Origin of the sequence: Thiothrix sp. UBA5583 (assembly GCA_002425225.1) — a bacterium.
Taxonomy (GTDB): Bacteria; Pseudomonadota; Gammaproteobacteria; order Thiotrichales; family Thiotrichaceae; genus Thiothrix; species Thiothrix moscowensis.
In genome coordinates this window covers 19,351-35,736 of the sequence record DILV01000004.1, presented here as the reverse complement: position 1 = coordinate 35,736, position 16,386 = coordinate 19,351, and the positions used below count along the sequence as shown (strand labels likewise).

Below are 16,386 nucleotides of genomic sequence, written 5' to 3'. Positions count from 1 at the left end.
CAGAATTTGTACCAACGGGGAATATCCATGAAGAACACGCAAAACCGACCAATGTCGCCGCATTTGCAAATTTACAAACCGCAAATCACTTCGGTGCTATCCATCCTGCATCGTGGCACAGGTATCGTGCTGGCAGTGGGTACGCTGCTGGTTACGTACTGGCTGTCTGCACTTGCCGGAGGGGTTGAAACCTTCAACGCTGCCAATGCCATTCTTGGCTCTTTTTTAGGCAAAGTAGTGTTATTTGGCTGGACATGGGCGCTGTTCTATCACCTGTCCAACGGTATCCGCCACCTGATGTGGGATACCGGTTTCGGTTTTGACCTACCTACCGTCTACCTAAGCGGCAAGATTGTGGTAGGTGCATCGTTTGTTCTGACTGTCCTGCTGTGGATTGTTGCCTGAAGCCTGTTGAGGAGTTTTGCTGATGAGTTTGTTGACGCCTTTCAAACGGGCCAGTGGCCTAGGCAGTACCAGTGACGGCGTGAAACACTGGTGGATGCAGCGCATGACTGCGGTGGCACTCGTTCCATTGACCCTGTGGGTTGCCTTTGCCGTCGCTTCCCACGTGGGTGCTGATTACGCCACGGTTGCCGCTTGGTTTGCCAAACCTTTCACCACCACCATGCTGACCCTGTTTGTGTTCACCGCTTTCTTCCACGCCAGCCAGGGGCTGACTGTGGTTATCGAAGACTATATCCATCATGATGGCGTGAAGGTAACAGCGCTGGTCGCCATGAAACTGGTACTGGTCTTGCTGGGAACCAGCAGCATTCTGAGTGTTTTACGTGTTGCATTTGCGGGCTGATTAAGGGAGCTTAAGACACAATGACCGAATACAAGATTGAACACCATACCTATGACGTTGTAGTGGTAGGTGCGGGCGGCGCGGGTTTGCGTGCCACTTTCGGGATGGCGGTAAAAGGCTTGTCCACAGCCTGTATCACCAAAGTCTTCCCAACTCGCAGCCATACCGTGGCGGCACAGGGTGGTATGTCTGCCGCACTTGGCAACATGGGGCCGGACAAATGGCAATGGCACATGTATGACACCGTAAAAGGTTCCGACTGGCTGGGCGACCAAGATGCCATCGAATACATGTGCCGCGAAGCCATCCCGGCAGTTATCGAACTGGAACACCAAGGTGTACCCTTCTCTCGCACCGAAGATGGTCGTATTTACCAGCGCCCGTTCGGCGGCATGACCACCGAATTCGGCAAAGGCATTGCCCAGCGTACTTGCGCTGCGGCTGACCGTACTGGTCACGCCATCCTGCATACCCTGTACCAGCAATCACTGCGTCATAATGCGGTATTCTTCATCGAGCATTTCGCCACCGACCTGATCATGGACGAAGATGGCGTGTGCCGTGGCGTGATGGCATGGGACTTGGCAAACGGCATCCTGCGCCTGTTCCGTGCCCAGCAAGTGGTGCTGGCAACCGGTGGTTACGGTCGTGCCTACTTCTCTGCCACTTCTGCCCATACCTGTACTGGTGACGGTAACGGCATGGTCGCTCGCGCTGGCCTGCCCTTGCAGGACATGGAATTTACCCAGTTCCACCCCACCGGCATCTACGGCTCCGGCTGCCTGATTACCGAAGGCGTGCGGGGTGAAGGCGGCTACCTGACCAATTCACAGGGCGAGCGTTTCATGGAACGTTATGCACCGAACGCCAAAGATCTGGCTTCGCGTGATGTAGTAAGCCGTGCCATGACCGTGGAAATCAACGAAGGCCGTGGGGTTGGTCCGCAGAAAGACCATATCCATATCCATCTGGAACATCTGGGTGCGGAAGTTATCCACGAACGCCTGCCAGGTATCGCCGAAAGTGCAAAAATCTTCGCCGGTGTGGACGTAACCAAAGAACCGATTCCAGTACTGCCAACCGTGCATTACAACATGGGTGGCATCCCTACCAACTATCATGGCGAAGTTGTCACCCTAAAGGATGGGAACCCTGACAGCGTGGTTCCCGGTCTGATGGCCATTGGCGAATGTGCTTGCGTATCCGTCCACGGTGCCAACCGCCTTGGCTCCAACTCGCTGCTCGACATCGTAGTGTTCGGGCGTGCTGCCGCTAACCGTTGTGCCGAAACCCTGACACCGGGGGCAGTACAACACAACCTGCCAGAATCAGGCGTACAAAAAGCAATGGATCGTTTCAAACGCATCCATCAGGCTAACGGCAAGCTGACAACTGCACAAATCCGCGACAATATGCAGCGCACCATGCAGAAACACGCTGCCGTATTCCGCACGGGTGACTCCATGCAGGAAGGTGTGGCGAAAATGAATGACATTTATACCAGCTTCAATGATGTCAACGTTTCTGACCGCAGCCTGGTGTGGAACTCTGACCTGATGGAAACCTTTGAGTTGGCGAACCTGCTGGATTGCGCCCAGGTCTCCATCAACTGCGCCCTCAACCGTGAAGAAAGCCGTGGCGCACATGCCCGTGAAGACTTCCCGGATCGTGATGACGACACTTGGATGAAGCACTCTGTCGCCTGGGTAGATGAATCCGGCAAAGTCAAGATCGACTACCGCCCCGTCCACACCTACACGCTGACGGATGAAGTTGAATACATCGCACCGAAAAAACGGGTTTACTAAGGGGAAGTGTCATGGCTGAATTCAAGTTACCTGCCAACTCTGTGATCAAGGAAGGCAAAACCTGGCCTGCGCCTGCCGGTGCGACCCGAGTGAAAAACTTCCGCATCTACCGTTACGACCCGGATAGCGGGCAGAACCCTCGCTGGGATACCTACCAAATCGACCTCGACAAGTGCGGGCCGATGGTGCTAGATGCGCTGTTGAAGATCAAGAACGAGATTGACCCATCCCTGACCTTCCGCCGTTCCTGCCGTGAAGGGATTTGTGGTTCCTGCTCGATGAATATCGGTGGAACCAACACGCTGGCTTGTATCAAGGCGATTGGTGCGTTTGATGGCGATCTCCAGATCAGCCCATTACCACACATGTCCGTGGTGAAAGACCTGGTTCCTGACCTGACCCATTTCTATGCGCAATATGCTTCCATCAAGCCGTGGATGCAAACCCGGACACCTGCTCCACCTGACCGTGAGCACCTGCAATCACCGGAAGACCGCAAGAAACTGGATGGCCTGTACGAGTGTATCCTGTGCGCAAGCTGTTCCACCTCCTGCCCCAGCTACTGGTGGAACAGTGACCGTTACCTCGGCCCGGCAGTACTGCTGCAAGCCTACCGTTGGGTGGTGGACAGTCGTGATGAAGCAACCGGTGAACGTCTCGACAACCTTGAAGATCCGTTCCGCCTGTACCGTTGCCATACCATCATGAACTGTACCAATACCTGCCCGAAAGGTCTGAACCCAGCCAAGGCCATTGGCGAACTGAAGAAAAAGATGATCGAACGGCGGTGAGACCCCTAGCCCCCTCTCCCTCAAGGGGAGCGGGGGACAAGAAATAATAAAGGATGGCACCATGAGCGAACTTTCCCGTTTGAAAATGCGCTGTCGGCGCGGCATGAAAGAACTTGACGTGATTTTTCAGCATTACCTGGAAGCTCACTACCCCGCAGCTACCCCGGACGAAATCCAGCAGCTTGATGAATTGCTCGACATGCAGGATCCCTTGCTGTTTGGCATGATACTTGGATTAGATCCCGTACCAACCATGTACACTGACCTGATCGAAAAACTGAGGCACGCCCATGACTGAAGCGTTCCATGCTGAACGCATGGTACGTTTACGCTGGGCTTGTCGCCGAACCCTGCAAGTACTGGATCGTCCCTTAGGTAATTTCCTGCATGACTGTTTTGCTGATCTGGACATGGGGGAACAGTTTGCCTTCGAGCGTCTGCTGAAAGCCAAGGATCAGGAAATTCTCGACTGGTTAATCGGCAATCGGGAATCACGTGACGCCGGGATTTGCGCTATCATTGCCAAAATACGTGCACATGATGACAACAGCAGTGGAGACAACAACCATGTCTGAGGTACAAAACCTCTCCCCCAAGCAGGCTTATGCCCTGTTGCAGGAAACCCCGCGTAGCGTTCTGGTTGATATTCGTTCTGCCATGGAATACCTGTTTGTCGGGCATCCGGTCGGTTCCGTGCACATTGCCTGGATTGATGAACCCGACTGGGATGTAAACCCCAATTTTGTGCCGGAAGTCCAGAATCTGGTAGAAAAGCGTTTCAAGGATGGCAACCCAAAACAGGATACTGCCGTCGTACTGATTTGTCGCAGTGGCAAGCGTTCACACGAAGCAGCGGGGGCTTTGCTGGATGCCGGATTCCAGCGCGTCATGCATGTAGACGAAGGTTTTGAGGGTGAACGTGACGAGAATCACCACCGGGGAACACTGGGCGGTTGGCGCTTTCATGGACTACCGTGGGAACAGTGCTGACCGGTACTTGCAACGCCCTCTTAAATAAAGTAAAAATAATAAATATCACCATGATTTATAAACACAATCATCGTTGTGTTTATGCCTTTCGTTCTATTTTTTCTGCCATCTTCTCTGGTTGTAATTCAATGTATCGCATACTATAAACAAATGTATGCTTCAGTAACTCTCACAATCCCTAACCAAAGGAGTTTCCCCTGCATGAAACTGAAATCATTAATTGTATTACTGCTAGCTGGCATCTGGGGTGTCGGTAGCTGGTGGTGGTACACCTGCAAAGTCAAAGGGTTCTGCGAAGCAGACAAAGCGGTCACACAGGTTGCAGCAGGTGCTGCCAACGCTGGTTTAGCAATGTCTGGACAAGATGCAAACAAGGATAAAGCAGCACCTGTCCCGGAAATGGATGCTGATGGGGATGGGATTCCTGATGCAAAAGAAAAAACGCTTGGCCTTGATCCAACCAAAAAAGACTCTGATGGGGATGGGATTCCCGATGCAGTTGAAATCGCACGTACACCACAAGACACGGATGGTGACGGCAAAATCGACGCACTCGATGATGATGACGATGGTGATGGTGTCCTGACCAAAGCTGAAAATCCTGACCCCAATGGTGACGGCAAAGTAGATGATGCAGCAGATGCCAATGGCAACAAGATTGCCAGCTACCTTGATCCTGACGAAAACGGCTCAGCCACAGCAGATCAAGCTAAGGCTGACGCTGATAAAGCGGCTGCTGAACAGGCCAAGGCTGACGCTGATAAAGCGGCTGCTGAAAAAGCCAAAGCAGATGCAGACAAGGCTGCTGCCGAACAGGCCAAAGCTGACGCTGATAAAGCGGCTGCTGAAAAAGCCAAAGCAGATGCGGACAAAATCACAATGGAAGCTGCCCCATCTGCCAATGGTAGTAACATTGGCCCTGCCAGCCTGCATTTCCCAACCGGTTCAGCCAATCCACAACTGGCGGATGACACCAAGGCCTACTTCGAGAAAGTTGCCAAATTCCTGAAAGACAACAGTTCTGCCACTGTTACTATCGTCGGGCATACCGACAACAAGGGCAAACCTGACAAGAATAAGGAACTTGGTAAAAAGCGGGCTGAAATGCTCCAGAAAATGCTGGTTGATCTGGGCGCACCCAAAGACCGCATCAAGGCATCCTCCGAAGGGGCAGACAAGCCGGTGGCAGACAACAACACCGAAGAAGGCCGCAAGAAAAACCGCCGGGTTGAAATTAACCCTGTGAAAAACTGATTGGAGTTGTAACCATGTTCAAAGACATTACAAGCCGTTACGACATGACCAGCGCCAGTCTGGATGTCATCATCATGCTGGCAGTTGCGTTTCTGCTAGGTTTTCTGTTTTGCTATTTCCGCAACAAATCCGCTCGGGAGGACTAAACGATGAATCCAACTTACACGTTTGGTACTGCCAGCATGGAAATCATCATCCTGTTATTACTGGCTTTCCTGCTGGGCATGTTGTTGTGCTGGCTGCTACGCAAGATGGGCTTGTGCTGCACCGTTGATACTTCCGCTGATTACGGTTACAAAAATCGCCCCATACCACGGGAGGGCGGCTACACCGCCGACATCAACAGCCTGCTGCGCACCAGTGGTAATGATGTTCCGGCACGCCCACGTACCTCGGAAATTCCCCGTAGTGCGACAACAGCGGTATCTGATGCTGCTGCCACTGCTACCAGTGTAGCTGCCAGCATTGCCGGAATTGGTGGGGGTCGCAAGGATGACCTGAAAAAGCTGGAAGGTATCGGTCCCAAAATCGAACAGGTATTGAATACTGCCGGTATCCAAAACTTTGAGCAGTTGGCAGCCATGACACCGGATGCGATCAAACCCTTGCTGGAAGCAGCCGGAAGTCAGTTCAGAATGCACGACCCGAATAGCTGGCCTTATCAGGCAGAGCTTGCTGCCAAGGGTGAATGGGCACGTTTGCAGGAATACCAAAACCTGTTGATCAACGGACAGCAATAAAACCATCCCTCGCTGTACCAGCCCTTTGCTTTGCGGCAAAGGGCTTTTTCATGTCAGGGTATGGCAGAAAAAGCGCTGCGCAGGTATTGCAGCATAGAAACGACCGTCAACAAGGTAGCCACTGCCAGAGCAACCAAACCCCATTCCCGCAAGGGCAAACCAAACAAGTCCTGATTATACAACAAGAAGATCAGGGCAACGATCTGCGCCGTCGTCTTGAGCTTGCCGATAAAAGCCACCGCCACCTTGCCTCGCGCCCCGACTTCCGCCATCCATTCACGCAAGGCAGAAATGGTGATTTCTCGCCCAATAATGACGACTGCCGCCAAGGTCATCCACACATGGGCTTCGCGTTCCACCAGCAGAATCAGGGCAACTGCCACAATCAGCTTATCAGCTACCGGGTCAAGGAAAGCCCCAAAACGGGACTCCTGTTGCCACAAACGTGCCAGATAGCCATCCGCCCAGTCTGTCAGACCTGCAATGCCGAACACGGTTGCAGCAGCCAGTGGAGCCCAAGGCTCATCCAGATAAAACAGGTACACCAGCAATGGAATGAACACAATCCGTAACCACGTCAGCATCAGCGGCAGGTTGAACACCATATCAATTCTCTTCCCCGTTAAAAAAATCGTAAATCCGCCGCGCCAGTTCCTGACTGATACCGGGCACTTTCGCCAGCTCTTCCGCGCTGGCACGTTCGATTGCCCGTAAGCCACCAAACTGTTTGAGCAATACCTGACGTCGCTTTGCCCCCAGCCCGTCGATCTGTTCCAGGGGGGATTGGGTACGCGCCTTCCGCCGCCGTGCCCGATGTCCAGTAATGGCGAAACGGTGGGCTTCATCACGTATTTGCTGAATCAGGTGCAAGGCTTTGGAATACTCCGGCAATACCAGACGCCCATTCCCTTGCTCAATAATCAGGGTTTCCAACCCCGGTTTGCGTCCCTCGCCTTTGGCAACACCGACCACATCCACTCCTGTTACCTGCAATTCTGCAAGAACATCAAGTGCTTGTGCAACCTGCCCTTTGCCACCGTCGATGAAAAGAATATCAGGGAGTTTGCCTTCGTTCGCTGTTGCCCGACGAAACCGTCTGGTCAATGCCTGATGCATAGCAGCGTAATCGTCCCCTGGCTGGATACCCTCGATATTATAACGCCGATATTCCGACTTGGCCGGGCCATTCAGATCAAACACCACACAGGAGGCAACCGTTGCTTCCCCTTGCGTGTGGCTGATGTCAAAACATTCCATGCGGGCGGGAATGTCCGCCAAACCCAACGCTTCCTGCAAGGCAAACAGGCGTTGTTGCATTCCAGCCTTGGAGAGCAATTGCATCTGCAACGCCTGTTCGGCATTACGCACTGCCAGCTCTACCCATTTGCTGCGCTCACCCCTTTGTGGCTGGCGAATGGCAACCTTGCGCCCCTGCTTCAGGGTCAACATTTCTTCCAGCACCTCCGTCTCTTCCGGCAGTACTGACACCAGAATTTCGCCGGGGACATCATGATTCAGGTAATACTGGGCAAGGAAATAAGCCAGTATTTCCTCTGCACCGGCACTCTCATCCGGCAAATTGGGGAAAAAGTTGTGGTTGCCCAGATTATTGCCATTCCGTACTGTGACAACCTGCACACTGGCAATGCCGGAATCCGCATGAATCGCTACTACATCCACATTACCATTACTGCCACTAACATATTGCTGCTGGGAAATATGCCGCAAACTTTCAATCAGGTCACGGTATTCAGCCGCCTTTTCAAACTGGAGCGTAACAGCCGCCGCTTCCATTTTCTGCACCAGTTCGTTGATCACATCCTGACTGCGACCTTGCAGAAACTGGACGGCATGGCGGATGCTTTGTGCATACTCATCCTTGCCGATCAAGCCTACACAAGGGCCACTGCAACGCCTGATCTGGTATTCCAGACAGGGGCGCGAACGGTTGGCGAAATAACTATCCTCACATTGCCGCACCCGAAACAGTTTTTTCATCAGGTGCAAAGCCTGATGCACTGCGCCTACGCTGGGATAAGGCCCGAAGAACTGCCCCGGAATCTTGCGCGAACCCCGGTAAAACTGGATTCGCGGGTATGCCTGTTCCGTAGAAATGTGGATATAGGGATAACCTTTGCCATCCTTGAGCAGGATATTGTAACGCGGCGAATGTTTCTTGATCAGGTTGCTTTCCAGCAACAAGGCTTCTGCCTCGGTGTTGGTTAGGGCAATTTCCACCTGACAAATTTGCCGCACCATCGCAAAGGTGCGCGAGTTGGCAATGGTTCCCCGGAAATAGCTAGCGAGTCGGTTACGCAAATCCTTGGCTTTGCCGACATAAAGAATTTCACCAGTAGCGCTCAGCATCCGGTACACACCAGGCTTGTGCGGCACGGTTTTAAGGAAATCCTGCGGGTCGAATGGTGTGGTCTGGGTTGGTTGCATGGCGGTATTCTGCCACAGCGTGAGGCTACTTACACAAGGACACCATGCATTCCAGGCGCGAGCCCCACAATCAGCAAACCGGTCAGCACAAATTTGCAAAAAAGTGCAGAATTCCTCTTTACATTAGAATCTTATAATATTATTATATTCACATACTGAAGTTTAAACAAATTTGCTAGGAGATTAACCCATGAAATTACAAGCTATCGCATTCGCTGCCCTGATCGCTCTGTCCGGTGCTGCTTCCGCTGAATTCTTCGACGGTTTCGACAACGGTTCTGGTTATGGCAACGGCTACGGCAATGGCACAACCACTGCTGCTACCAACGGTCAAGGCTACGGCAACGGTGCTGGTGATGCCAACGGCTGGGGGCGTGGCAAAGGCAATGCTGACGGCGAAGTTGAATTCAGCATCAACTTCAAAGGCAAAGGCAAGAGCGACATGAACACTGACATGGCTGCCAACGGCAAAGGCAATGGCGACTGGTACGGTGCTGGCAACGGTTACGGTTATGGCAACGGCGCTGGCAATGGTTACGGCTACAACAACTTCGCCAAAGAAGGCTACGGCGCTCCAGTGATGCCTGCTGCACAAGCACCTGCTGCACCGGTTACTGCCCAGTAATCGACAGTACAAAAGCACACACAGATAACACAAAGGCACTCTTCGGAGTGCCTTTTGTGGTTTAGCTCATCAACCCCTTCCTGAGTCACCCAGAGTTTCCATTTGAGTTTGGCTATTTCAGCCGCTTGCTCTTTTCACCTCAAGTGCCGAGTCTAGTGCACTCACTTCTTGTGGGTGTCTGGGATTGTTGGGCTAAATCAAAAAAAGTGCTATGACAACTCCTGCGTAGAGAGCTTTTTCCTTTTCTTGAAAGTAGAATGTATCCACGGTGAGTGATCGGCATCCCCAACCAGTACAACACGGCAATGAACAACATCAATAATCTGCACCTCAACCCGCAAACCGATACCAGTATCCGCATCCGTGCTACCCTGATCGGTAGCCGCATTGACACCAAGCCGTTCCGCGCCGATGAAATCCTTGCCATCAACCCGCTGACCGTTGCCATTCCTGGCGGTGGCTGCGTGGTTTTACTGCGTTACGGTGTGGCGGTTTTCGTCGGCATGAGCAACGAACAGGAAGCACAATTTCAGGAACGCTTGCTGACCCTGACCAGCGAACCGCGTACCTGGCCTGAAAACGAGCAGATCAACCTGCGGATTGATGCCAGCGTACTGGAAGGCATTGATGCGCAAGGTTGCCTGTGGCTGCATGATACTTCCATCCAGCGCCTGCAACTGGTGGCGGAAATGCTCGCCCGCAGTTCCGTACTGTCGGATGACGAAGCACGGGTTGCCAAAACCTTTGAACAGATCGAACCGCTGGCGCAAAACCTGAGCAAACGCGGGCAAGGCGGGCGCAAAATGCGCGAATTACTCAGTTACATTGGTGATTCCCTGCTCAGCCAGCAGCGCAGTGTGGGGCGTGCCGAAGTTGCCGACAAACCAGACCTGCTGTGGGAACGCCCTGAACTCGAAGGGCTTTACCTGCGACTGGAAGACGAATTCGAGCTGCGGGAACGCCATCTGGCACTGGAACGCAAACTCGAAGTCATTTCCAACACCGCCGAAACCCTGCTGGACTTGTTGCAAGCCCAGCGCAGCCATCGGGTGGAATGGTACATCGTCATCCTGATTGTGGTGGAAATCGGTTTGACGCTATACGAGCTGTTTTTTCGGGGGCATTAAAATGCCTGCAACAACGCCGACTGTGCCGTCAGCGCCTCTTCACCCTCTTGCGGCTGGCAGCGCAGGTATGCCCCATCCGCCTGCAATTCCCACGCTTGGGTATTATCCTGCAAGTGCAGCTCAAACGCTTCGTGGATCACCCGCTGCCGCAGTTTGGGGTTGAGGATCGGGAAAGCCACTTCCACCCGGCGGAAGAAATTGCGCGGCATCCAGTCAGCACTGGAGCAATACACCTCCTCCTCCCCCGCATTCAGGAAGTAGAACACACGCGGGTGTTCCAGAAAGCGCCCCATCACCGAACGCACATGGATATTGTCCGACACGCCGGGAATGCCGGGGCGCAGGCAGCAAATCCCTCGTACCACCAGTTCCACCCGTACCCCGGCCTGTGACGCCTGATACAGCGCGTGGATAGTCTGCGGCTCAATCAGCGAATTCATGCGGGCACGGATCAATGCAGGCATACCCGCACGGGCGTGGCTGATTTCCCGCGCAATCTTTTGCAGGATGCTGTTGTACAGGGTGAAAGGTGCCACCAGCAGCGACTTCATGCCCTGAATATTGCCCAACCCGGTCAGCATCAGGAATACCTTGTGCACATCTTCGGTGATGTCGGGGTTGCTGGTCAGCAAGCCGAAATCGGTATAAATACGCGCAGTACCGGGATGGTAATTACCCGTACCCAGATGGGCGTAACGGCGCAACTGCTGGCTTTCACGCCGCACCACCAGACACAGCTTGGCATGGGTCTTGTAACCCACCACGCCATACACCACATGCGCCCCGGCACGTTGCAACTGGTTGGTCAGGTTGATGTTGGCTTCCTCATCGAAACGCGCCCGCAGTTCCACCACCACCGTGACTTCCTTGCCTGCACGGGCTGCCCGCACCAGATGCTCAACAATGGCGGATTTTTTGCCGGTGCGGTACAGGGTCATTTTCAGTGCCAGCACATTCGGGTCACTGGCAGCCTGCCCAATGAAATCAATCACCGACTGGAAACTCTGGTAAGGGTGATGCAACAGCACATCGGTATGGCGGATACGCTCAAAAATCTCCGGGTAGCGTTCCGTAATCGGTGGGGTAGCGCGAAAAGGGGGAAAACGTAACTCCGGGCGCTCCACCAGATCGCTGATCGCCATCAGGCGGTTGAGGTTGACCGGGCCGTTAACGTTGTAAACATCACGGGCTTGCAGGTCGAATTGTTCCATCAGGTAGTCGATGTTGTCCTGCGGGCAATGGTCGGAAACTTCCAGCCGCACCACCTCGCCGTAATTGCGCTGCGGCAGTTCGCCCTGCATGGCTTCCAGCAAGTCGTCGGTATCTTCCTCGTCGACAAACATGTTGCTGTTGCGGGTCAGGCGGAACTGGTAACTGCCCAGCACTTCCATCCCCGGAAACAGCCGCCCGATAAAGGCGTGCAGGATCGACGACAGGAACACGAAACAGTTTTCCGTCGCTGCCATCCCGGCAGGCAAGCGGATGATGCGCGGCAAACTGCGCGGTGCTTGCACAATGGCGGTGTCGATTTCACGCCCGAAAGCATCCGTGCCTTGCAGGCTGACGATGAAATTCAGGCTTTTGTTGATGACATTGGGAAACGGATGTGCCGGATCCAGCCCCAGCGGGCTGAGCAGCGGCATCAGTTCATGGTCGAAATAATCCGACAGCCAGGCACGCTGGCGCTCATCCCAATGGGTGCGGCGCACGAAATACACCCCTTCCTGACGCAAGGCGGGGATCAGGGTTTCATTCAGCAGCTTGTACTGGCGATCCACCAGATCGCTGGCATTCTGGTGGATCAGGCGTAACACCGCAGTAGGCGACAAGCTATCTGCCCCCAGTGCGGCAATTTCCAGCCCCACCTGCTGTTTTAGCCGCCCTACCCGTACTTCAAAAAACTCGTCAAGGTTGGAACTGGAAATGCACAGAAACTTGAGGCGTTCCAGCAATGGAATCTGCGGGTCACTGGCAAGCTCCAGTACCCGGCAGTTGAAAGCCAGCAGGCTCAGTTCGCGGTTGATGTAGAAATCCGGGTTATCCAGCGGCACATCCTTACGGGCTGGTGCGTCAATGCTTGTTGTTGTGGGATTGTGTGGTTCCATGTCCAAGGTAATGTCCTGATTCCAGTAGCGATAAAAGCGGGCGTGAGGCATGGCGTTGCAGGCGGGCTTCAATGCCCTGTTTCACCATCCCCCACTCGGTGTCCAGAATACTGTAGATAGCTGTATCGCGGATGACTCCATCCGGCATGATGGCACTGCGGCGCAAAATGCCTTCCTGTACTGCCCCCATTTTTTCCAGCGATTTGCGCGATGCTGCATTGCGGATGTCGGTCTTGAACTGTACCCGCAAGATGCCAAAGGTTTCAAACGCATGGCGCAGCAACAGGTATTTGCTTTCAAGGTTGATGCCGGTGCGCTGGAATTCGGGTGCATACCATGTGCCGCCGATTTCCAGCTTCATGTGTTTCATGCAAATGTCGCGGTAACGGGTACTGCCGATGGCACGGCCTGACGCCTTGTCGATCACTGCAAACGGCTGGTCAGTCCCCGCTTCACGCAAGCGGATGGCATTGACGAGAAAGGCTTCCATGTTGCTGCGTTCGCTCATGTCACCGTAGAACATGTATTGCCAGATGCGGGCATCACGACGGGCTGCCTGAAACAGCTCGGAAAAATGCCATTCGACCAGTGGCTCCAGCCTTACCAAACGGCCTTCCAGGGTAACGGGTTGCAAGGTCATGGTGAATCCTCCTTAAAACACGCAGGACAACAGACAAACACTGCCTTGTGCCAGCCCCGCGCCCAGGAATGCCCCGATCAGCACGTCACTGGGGTAATGCAGCCCCAGAATTACCCGCGACAACGCCACCAGCAGCGCAAACGGGATGACCAGCACGCCCCATTCGGGGTAGTAATGCAGCAATACCCAGCTAAAGCTGACCGCGTGCAAGGTATGCCCGGAGGGAAAACTAAACTGGTCGAGTGCTGCCACATTCTGGAAAATGTCACCGTTATGGTGGTAGGGGCGTACCCGTTCTGTGGAGGTTTTCAGCCATTTGTAAATCAATACCCCCGCCAATCCCACCAGCCCCATGTGCAGCGAAACCTGCACAGCTTCCCAGCCGTACAGCAGCGGCAACATCAACATCAGCACGTACCAGAACACACCATTGCCCAAACGGCTGACGGCGGCAAACAACAGACTGACCGGCTTCAAGTGATTGATGCGGTTGAACAGCAGGCACAGGGGAATTTCACGGTCGTTAAGCTGATGGAGCAGTTTCATGGCGCACCTCGCGCAAGACAGTTTGAATCGTGTTATCCAGCCGCTCCACCACCTTTTCCCAGCTCAGACCAAGCGCGGTCTGGCTGGCACATTCGCCCAGTTGCTGGCGCAAAACGGGGTCACGCGCCAACGCAAGGCTGGCATCAATGAAAGCGGCGTTGTCATCCAGTGGTACTGCCATGCCGTTGTCAGCGTGGCGGATGTGTTCGTAGGCAGCGGCATAATGGAAAGTTACGACCGGCAGACCGCTGGCCATCGCTTCCAGCACTACATTGCCGAAGGTTTCGCTGGTACTGGGGTACAGAAACAGGTCGCCGCTGGCATAGTGTTCTGCCAGTGCCGTGCCGGTCTGCATCCCGGCGAACAGGCAGTCAGGATGGGCTTCCTGCAAGCGTTTGCGTTCCGGGCCATCACCGACCAGCAGGAATTGCGCATCCGGCACGTGTTGCTGGATGGTGCGGAACGCCACAAACGCCAGATCCAGGTTTTTTTCCTGCGCCATGCGTGATACCAGCGTCACCAGCAACTGGTCGTCACGCACCCCCAGACGCTGGCGCAAGGCAAGGTTGCGCCGCTGAGGGTTGAACTGGCGGGTATCAATACCGCGTTCCAGAATGCCGACCCTGGTATAACCGCTCGCAGCCAGTTGCTGTTGCAGCTCACGGGTGGGAACCAGCGTGACCAGCGTCTGGTTGTGGACGTGACGCAAATAGCGTTTTGCCAGATTGAAAAAACCGCTCAAACGATAGTAACGGCTGTACTGGTCGAAATTGGTGTGGAAATCACTGATGACCGGAATGCCGAGTTTTTTCGCCGCCTTCATCGCCGAATAGCCTAGCGGGCCTTCAGTGACGATTTGCACGATGTCCGGGCGCTGTTTCTTCCACAGGCGCTTGAGGGCATGGTATTGCGGAAAGCCCAGGCGCACTTCCTTGTAAAAAGGCAGGGTCAGGCCGTTGACGAGGTATTCATGGAAACCATCTTCGCGGCGGGCTTTTTCACGTGCCAACTGACGTGGGCGCACCAACTGGATCTGGTAGCCACCACGCCCCCGCAAACCTTCCACCATCCGACTGATGGTATGCGCCACTCCATTGATTTCCGGCGGCCACGTCTCGGTGACAACCGTCAGGCGGGTGCTGGCATGGACAAGCTGAAGCAGAGGTTTTGACACAAGAATTCACGTCTGGCAGTGGATATACTGCACATTCTGCGGGGGCAATGCTGCAAGACAGTGACGATTGTGTGACAGTTGTGTTTAAGCTGTCGGCGAAAACCGGTAGCCTGCCCCGCGCACTGTCTGGATATAGTGGTCGCAACCATGCGGAGCCAGTGCTTTACGCAAGCGCAGGATATGCACATCCACCGTGCGCTCTTCCACATACACATTGCGCCCCCAGGCGTTGTCCAGCAGTTGCTCGCGGGTATACACCCGATCAGGGTGCTGCATGAAAAATTTCAGCAGGCGGAATTCGGTCGGGCCAAACTCCAGTTCCACCCCGTTGGCTGTCACGCGGTGACTGAGCGGATCAAGCGCCAGCCCTGCAAATTCCAGCGATTCGGCAGGTTGGGTATTACGGCTGCGGCGCAATACCGCCTGAATCCGTGCAATCAGCTCAGCCGGAGAAAACGGCTTGCTGATGTAATCGTCAACCCCAGCGCTGAAACCGTTGATCTTGTCGCTTTCTTCCGTGCGGGCTGTCAGCATGATGACCGGAATATCCTGCGTTTCCGCGTTGCGCTGCAAACGCCGCACGATGTCCAGCCCACTCGCGCCGGGCAGCATCCAGTCCATCAGGATCAGCTCGGGGCGCTGGCGATCAATTTCAGCATAGGCTTGTTCGGCATCGGCAGCTTCGCGCAACTCGAAACCCGCCCGCCCCAAAGCAAAGCCCACCATACTGCGGATAGGCTGTTCATCATCAACAATCAGGATCGTACTCATGTTAAACCTGTAAGAAGTCCATTTTATTCAGCGATTTAACCTGAGAAGTGTGTCAGTTTCGTGACAGGTCGGTGTTTTCCTGCCGTCTTATTGGCGCTTGGCAAACCACCGCGCTTGTTGACCTCCGGCAAAGCCGTTACTTGGCAGGTGGTGTGCCGAAATTGATATTGACATCGCCTTGGCTGCCTGACACGACCGGACTTTGGTGTCCGGTTGTCACGGGTGCTGCCGGGGCATTGCCACCTGCGGCTAACGGCGTTGCCGGGGAAGGTTTCATGATACTGAAAGCAAAACCGCCGACAATGATCAACACACCCAGCACAAATACAAAATTCATGCCTTTATGCAGCAAACGCTCATTTGCTTCGCTCAAATCCTTGCTGCCCATAAATACTTTCAGTAAACCAATCAGCACAAACAGGACAAAACCTGCCAGTACCATCGGATGTTTGAGATGTTCAAGCCATGTGCCTGGATTATCCATTGCAACCCTCACCATTACTGTTTGTTATCGGTTGCCCGAGTGTAGCACAAGCTACTGATGCGCCTACCCTGTGTCGAT

20 protein-coding genes are annotated in these 16,386 nt (G+C 54.1%); 12 read left to right on the top strand and 8 right to left on the bottom strand.

All coding sequences use genetic code 11. The features are described from left to right. Positions 1-27: 27 nt before the first annotated feature. From sdhC to B2U47_RS00965, 10 genes are all read left to right on the top strand, one after another. Positions 28-405 (top strand): succinate dehydrogenase, cytochrome b556 subunit, encoded by a 378-nt coding sequence (gene sdhC / locus B2U47_RS01010; protein ID WP_296678775.1) that lies wholly within the window; start codon positions 28-30, stop codon positions 403-405. A gap of 22 nt (positions 406-427) precedes the next feature. After that, complete coding sequence (sdhD, locus tag B2U47_RS01005) at positions 428-808, top strand: succinate dehydrogenase, hydrophobic membrane anchor protein (RefSeq protein WP_296678773.1); 381 nt, start codon at positions 428-430, stop codon at positions 806-808. A 20-nt stretch (positions 809-828) separates the two neighbouring features. Continuing rightward, the gene (sdhA, locus tag B2U47_RS01000; RefSeq protein ID WP_296678771.1) at positions 829-2,616 is read left to right on the top strand and encodes a succinate dehydrogenase flavoprotein subunit; all 1,788 of its coding nucleotides are present in this window, start codon (positions 829-831) and stop codon (positions 2,614-2,616) included. An 11-nt stretch (positions 2,617-2,627) separates the two neighbouring features. Further along, positions 2,628-3,407 (top strand): succinate dehydrogenase iron-sulfur subunit, encoded by a 780-nt coding sequence (locus B2U47_RS00995; protein ID WP_296678769.1) that lies wholly within the window; start codon positions 2,628-2,630, stop codon positions 3,405-3,407. Between the two features lie 61 nt (positions 3,408-3,468). Then, positions 3,469-3,705 (top strand): succinate dehydrogenase assembly factor 2, encoded by a 237-nt coding sequence (locus B2U47_RS00990; protein ID WP_296678767.1) that lies wholly within the window; start codon positions 3,469-3,471, stop codon positions 3,703-3,705. Then, positions 3,698-3,982 (top strand): succinate dehydrogenase assembly factor 2, encoded by a 285-nt coding sequence (locus B2U47_RS00985; RefSeq protein ID WP_296678765.1) that lies wholly within the window; start codon positions 3,698-3,700, stop codon positions 3,980-3,982. The genes B2U47_RS00990 and B2U47_RS00985 overlap by 8 nt, the downstream gene beginning before the upstream one ends. Then, complete coding sequence (locus B2U47_RS00980) at positions 3,975-4,397, top strand: rhodanese-like domain-containing protein (RefSeq protein ID WP_296678763.1); 423 nt, start codon at positions 3,975-3,977, stop codon at positions 4,395-4,397. The genes B2U47_RS00985 and B2U47_RS00980 overlap by 8 nt, the downstream gene beginning before the upstream one ends. Positions 4,398-4,598: 201 nt before the next feature. Beyond that, positions 4,599-5,651 (top strand): OmpA family protein, encoded by a 1,053-nt coding sequence (locus tag B2U47_RS00975; RefSeq protein ID WP_296678761.1) that lies wholly within the window; start codon positions 4,599-4,601, stop codon positions 5,649-5,651. A 14-nt stretch (positions 5,652-5,665) separates the two neighbouring features. Next, positions 5,666-5,797 (top strand): hypothetical protein, encoded by a 132-nt coding sequence (locus B2U47_RS00970; protein ID WP_296678758.1) that lies wholly within the window; start codon positions 5,666-5,668, stop codon positions 5,795-5,797. Between the two features lie 3 nt (positions 5,798-5,800). Then, complete coding sequence (locus B2U47_RS00965; protein ID WP_296678756.1) at positions 5,801-6,391, top strand: hypothetical protein; 591 nt, start codon at positions 5,801-5,803, stop codon at positions 6,389-6,391. A gap of 53 nt (positions 6,392-6,444) precedes the next feature. Here the strand turns inward: B2U47_RS00965 and pgsA are convergent, their stop codons facing one another. Both pgsA and uvrC read right to left on the bottom strand, forming a co-directional pair. Further along, positions 6,445-6,996, bottom strand: coding sequence for a CDP-diacylglycerol--glycerol-3-phosphate 3-phosphatidyltransferase (gene pgsA / locus B2U47_RS00960; RefSeq protein WP_296678755.1), 552 nt, complete (start codon positions 6,994-6,996; stop codon positions 6,445-6,447). A 1-nt stretch (position 6,997) separates the two neighbouring features. Further along, positions 6,998-8,836 (bottom strand): excinuclease ABC subunit UvrC, encoded by a 1,839-nt coding sequence (gene uvrC / locus B2U47_RS00955; protein ID WP_296678752.1) that lies wholly within the window; start codon positions 8,834-8,836, stop codon positions 6,998-7,000. Positions 8,837-9,026: 190 nt separating this feature from the next. Here uvrC and B2U47_RS00950 point away from each other — a divergent pair, with 190 nt between their 5' ends. Further along, positions 9,027-9,461 carry a sulfur globule family protein gene (locus B2U47_RS00950; RefSeq protein WP_296678750.1) on the top strand — a complete coding sequence of 145 codons (435 nt, stop codon included), beginning with the start codon at positions 9,027-9,029 and terminating at the stop codon, positions 9,459-9,461. 305 nt (positions 9,462-9,766) lie between these two features. After that, positions 9,767-10,588, top strand: coding sequence for an RMD1 family protein (locus B2U47_RS00945; protein WP_296678748.1), 822 nt, complete (start codon positions 9,767-9,769; stop codon positions 10,586-10,588). Here the strand turns inward: B2U47_RS00945 and ppk1 are convergent. From ppk1 to B2U47_RS00915, 6 genes are all read right to left on the bottom strand, one after another. Beyond that, positions 10,585-12,693, bottom strand: a complete 2,109-nt coding sequence (gene ppk1, locus B2U47_RS00940) for a polyphosphate kinase 1 (protein ID WP_296678746.1) — start codon at positions 12,691-12,693, stop codon at positions 10,585-10,587. The genes B2U47_RS00945 and ppk1 overlap by 4 nt on opposite strands. Next, on the bottom strand, positions 12,659-13,333 hold the full coding sequence (locus tag B2U47_RS00935) for a GNAT family N-acetyltransferase (protein WP_296678744.1): 675 nt from the start codon (positions 13,331-13,333) through the stop codon (positions 12,659-12,661). The genes ppk1 and B2U47_RS00935 overlap by 35 nt, the downstream gene beginning before the upstream one ends. A 12-nt stretch (positions 13,334-13,345) precedes the next feature. Then, a complete protein-coding gene (locus B2U47_RS00930; RefSeq protein WP_296678742.1) occupies positions 13,346-13,879 on the bottom strand; it encodes a phosphatase PAP2 family protein in 534 nt (177 codons plus the stop codon). Then, positions 13,857-15,053 carry a glycosyltransferase family 4 protein gene (locus B2U47_RS00925; RefSeq protein WP_296678740.1) on the bottom strand — a complete coding sequence of 399 codons (1,197 nt, stop codon included), beginning with the start codon at positions 15,051-15,053 and terminating at the stop codon, positions 13,857-13,859. Before B2U47_RS00925 ends, B2U47_RS00930 begins: the two co-directional genes overlap by 23 nt. 84 nt (positions 15,054-15,137) lie before the next feature. Continuing rightward, entirely contained in the window at positions 15,138-15,824 is a 687-nt protein-coding gene (gene phoB, locus B2U47_RS00920; RefSeq protein WP_296678738.1) for a phosphate regulon transcriptional regulator PhoB, read from the bottom strand. A gap of 136 nt (positions 15,825-15,960) precedes the next feature. Beyond that, positions 15,961-16,308 (bottom strand): hypothetical protein, encoded by a 348-nt coding sequence (locus B2U47_RS00915; RefSeq protein ID WP_296678736.1) that lies wholly within the window; start codon positions 16,306-16,308, stop codon positions 15,961-15,963. Between the last annotated feature and the right edge of the window lie 78 nt (positions 16,309-16,386).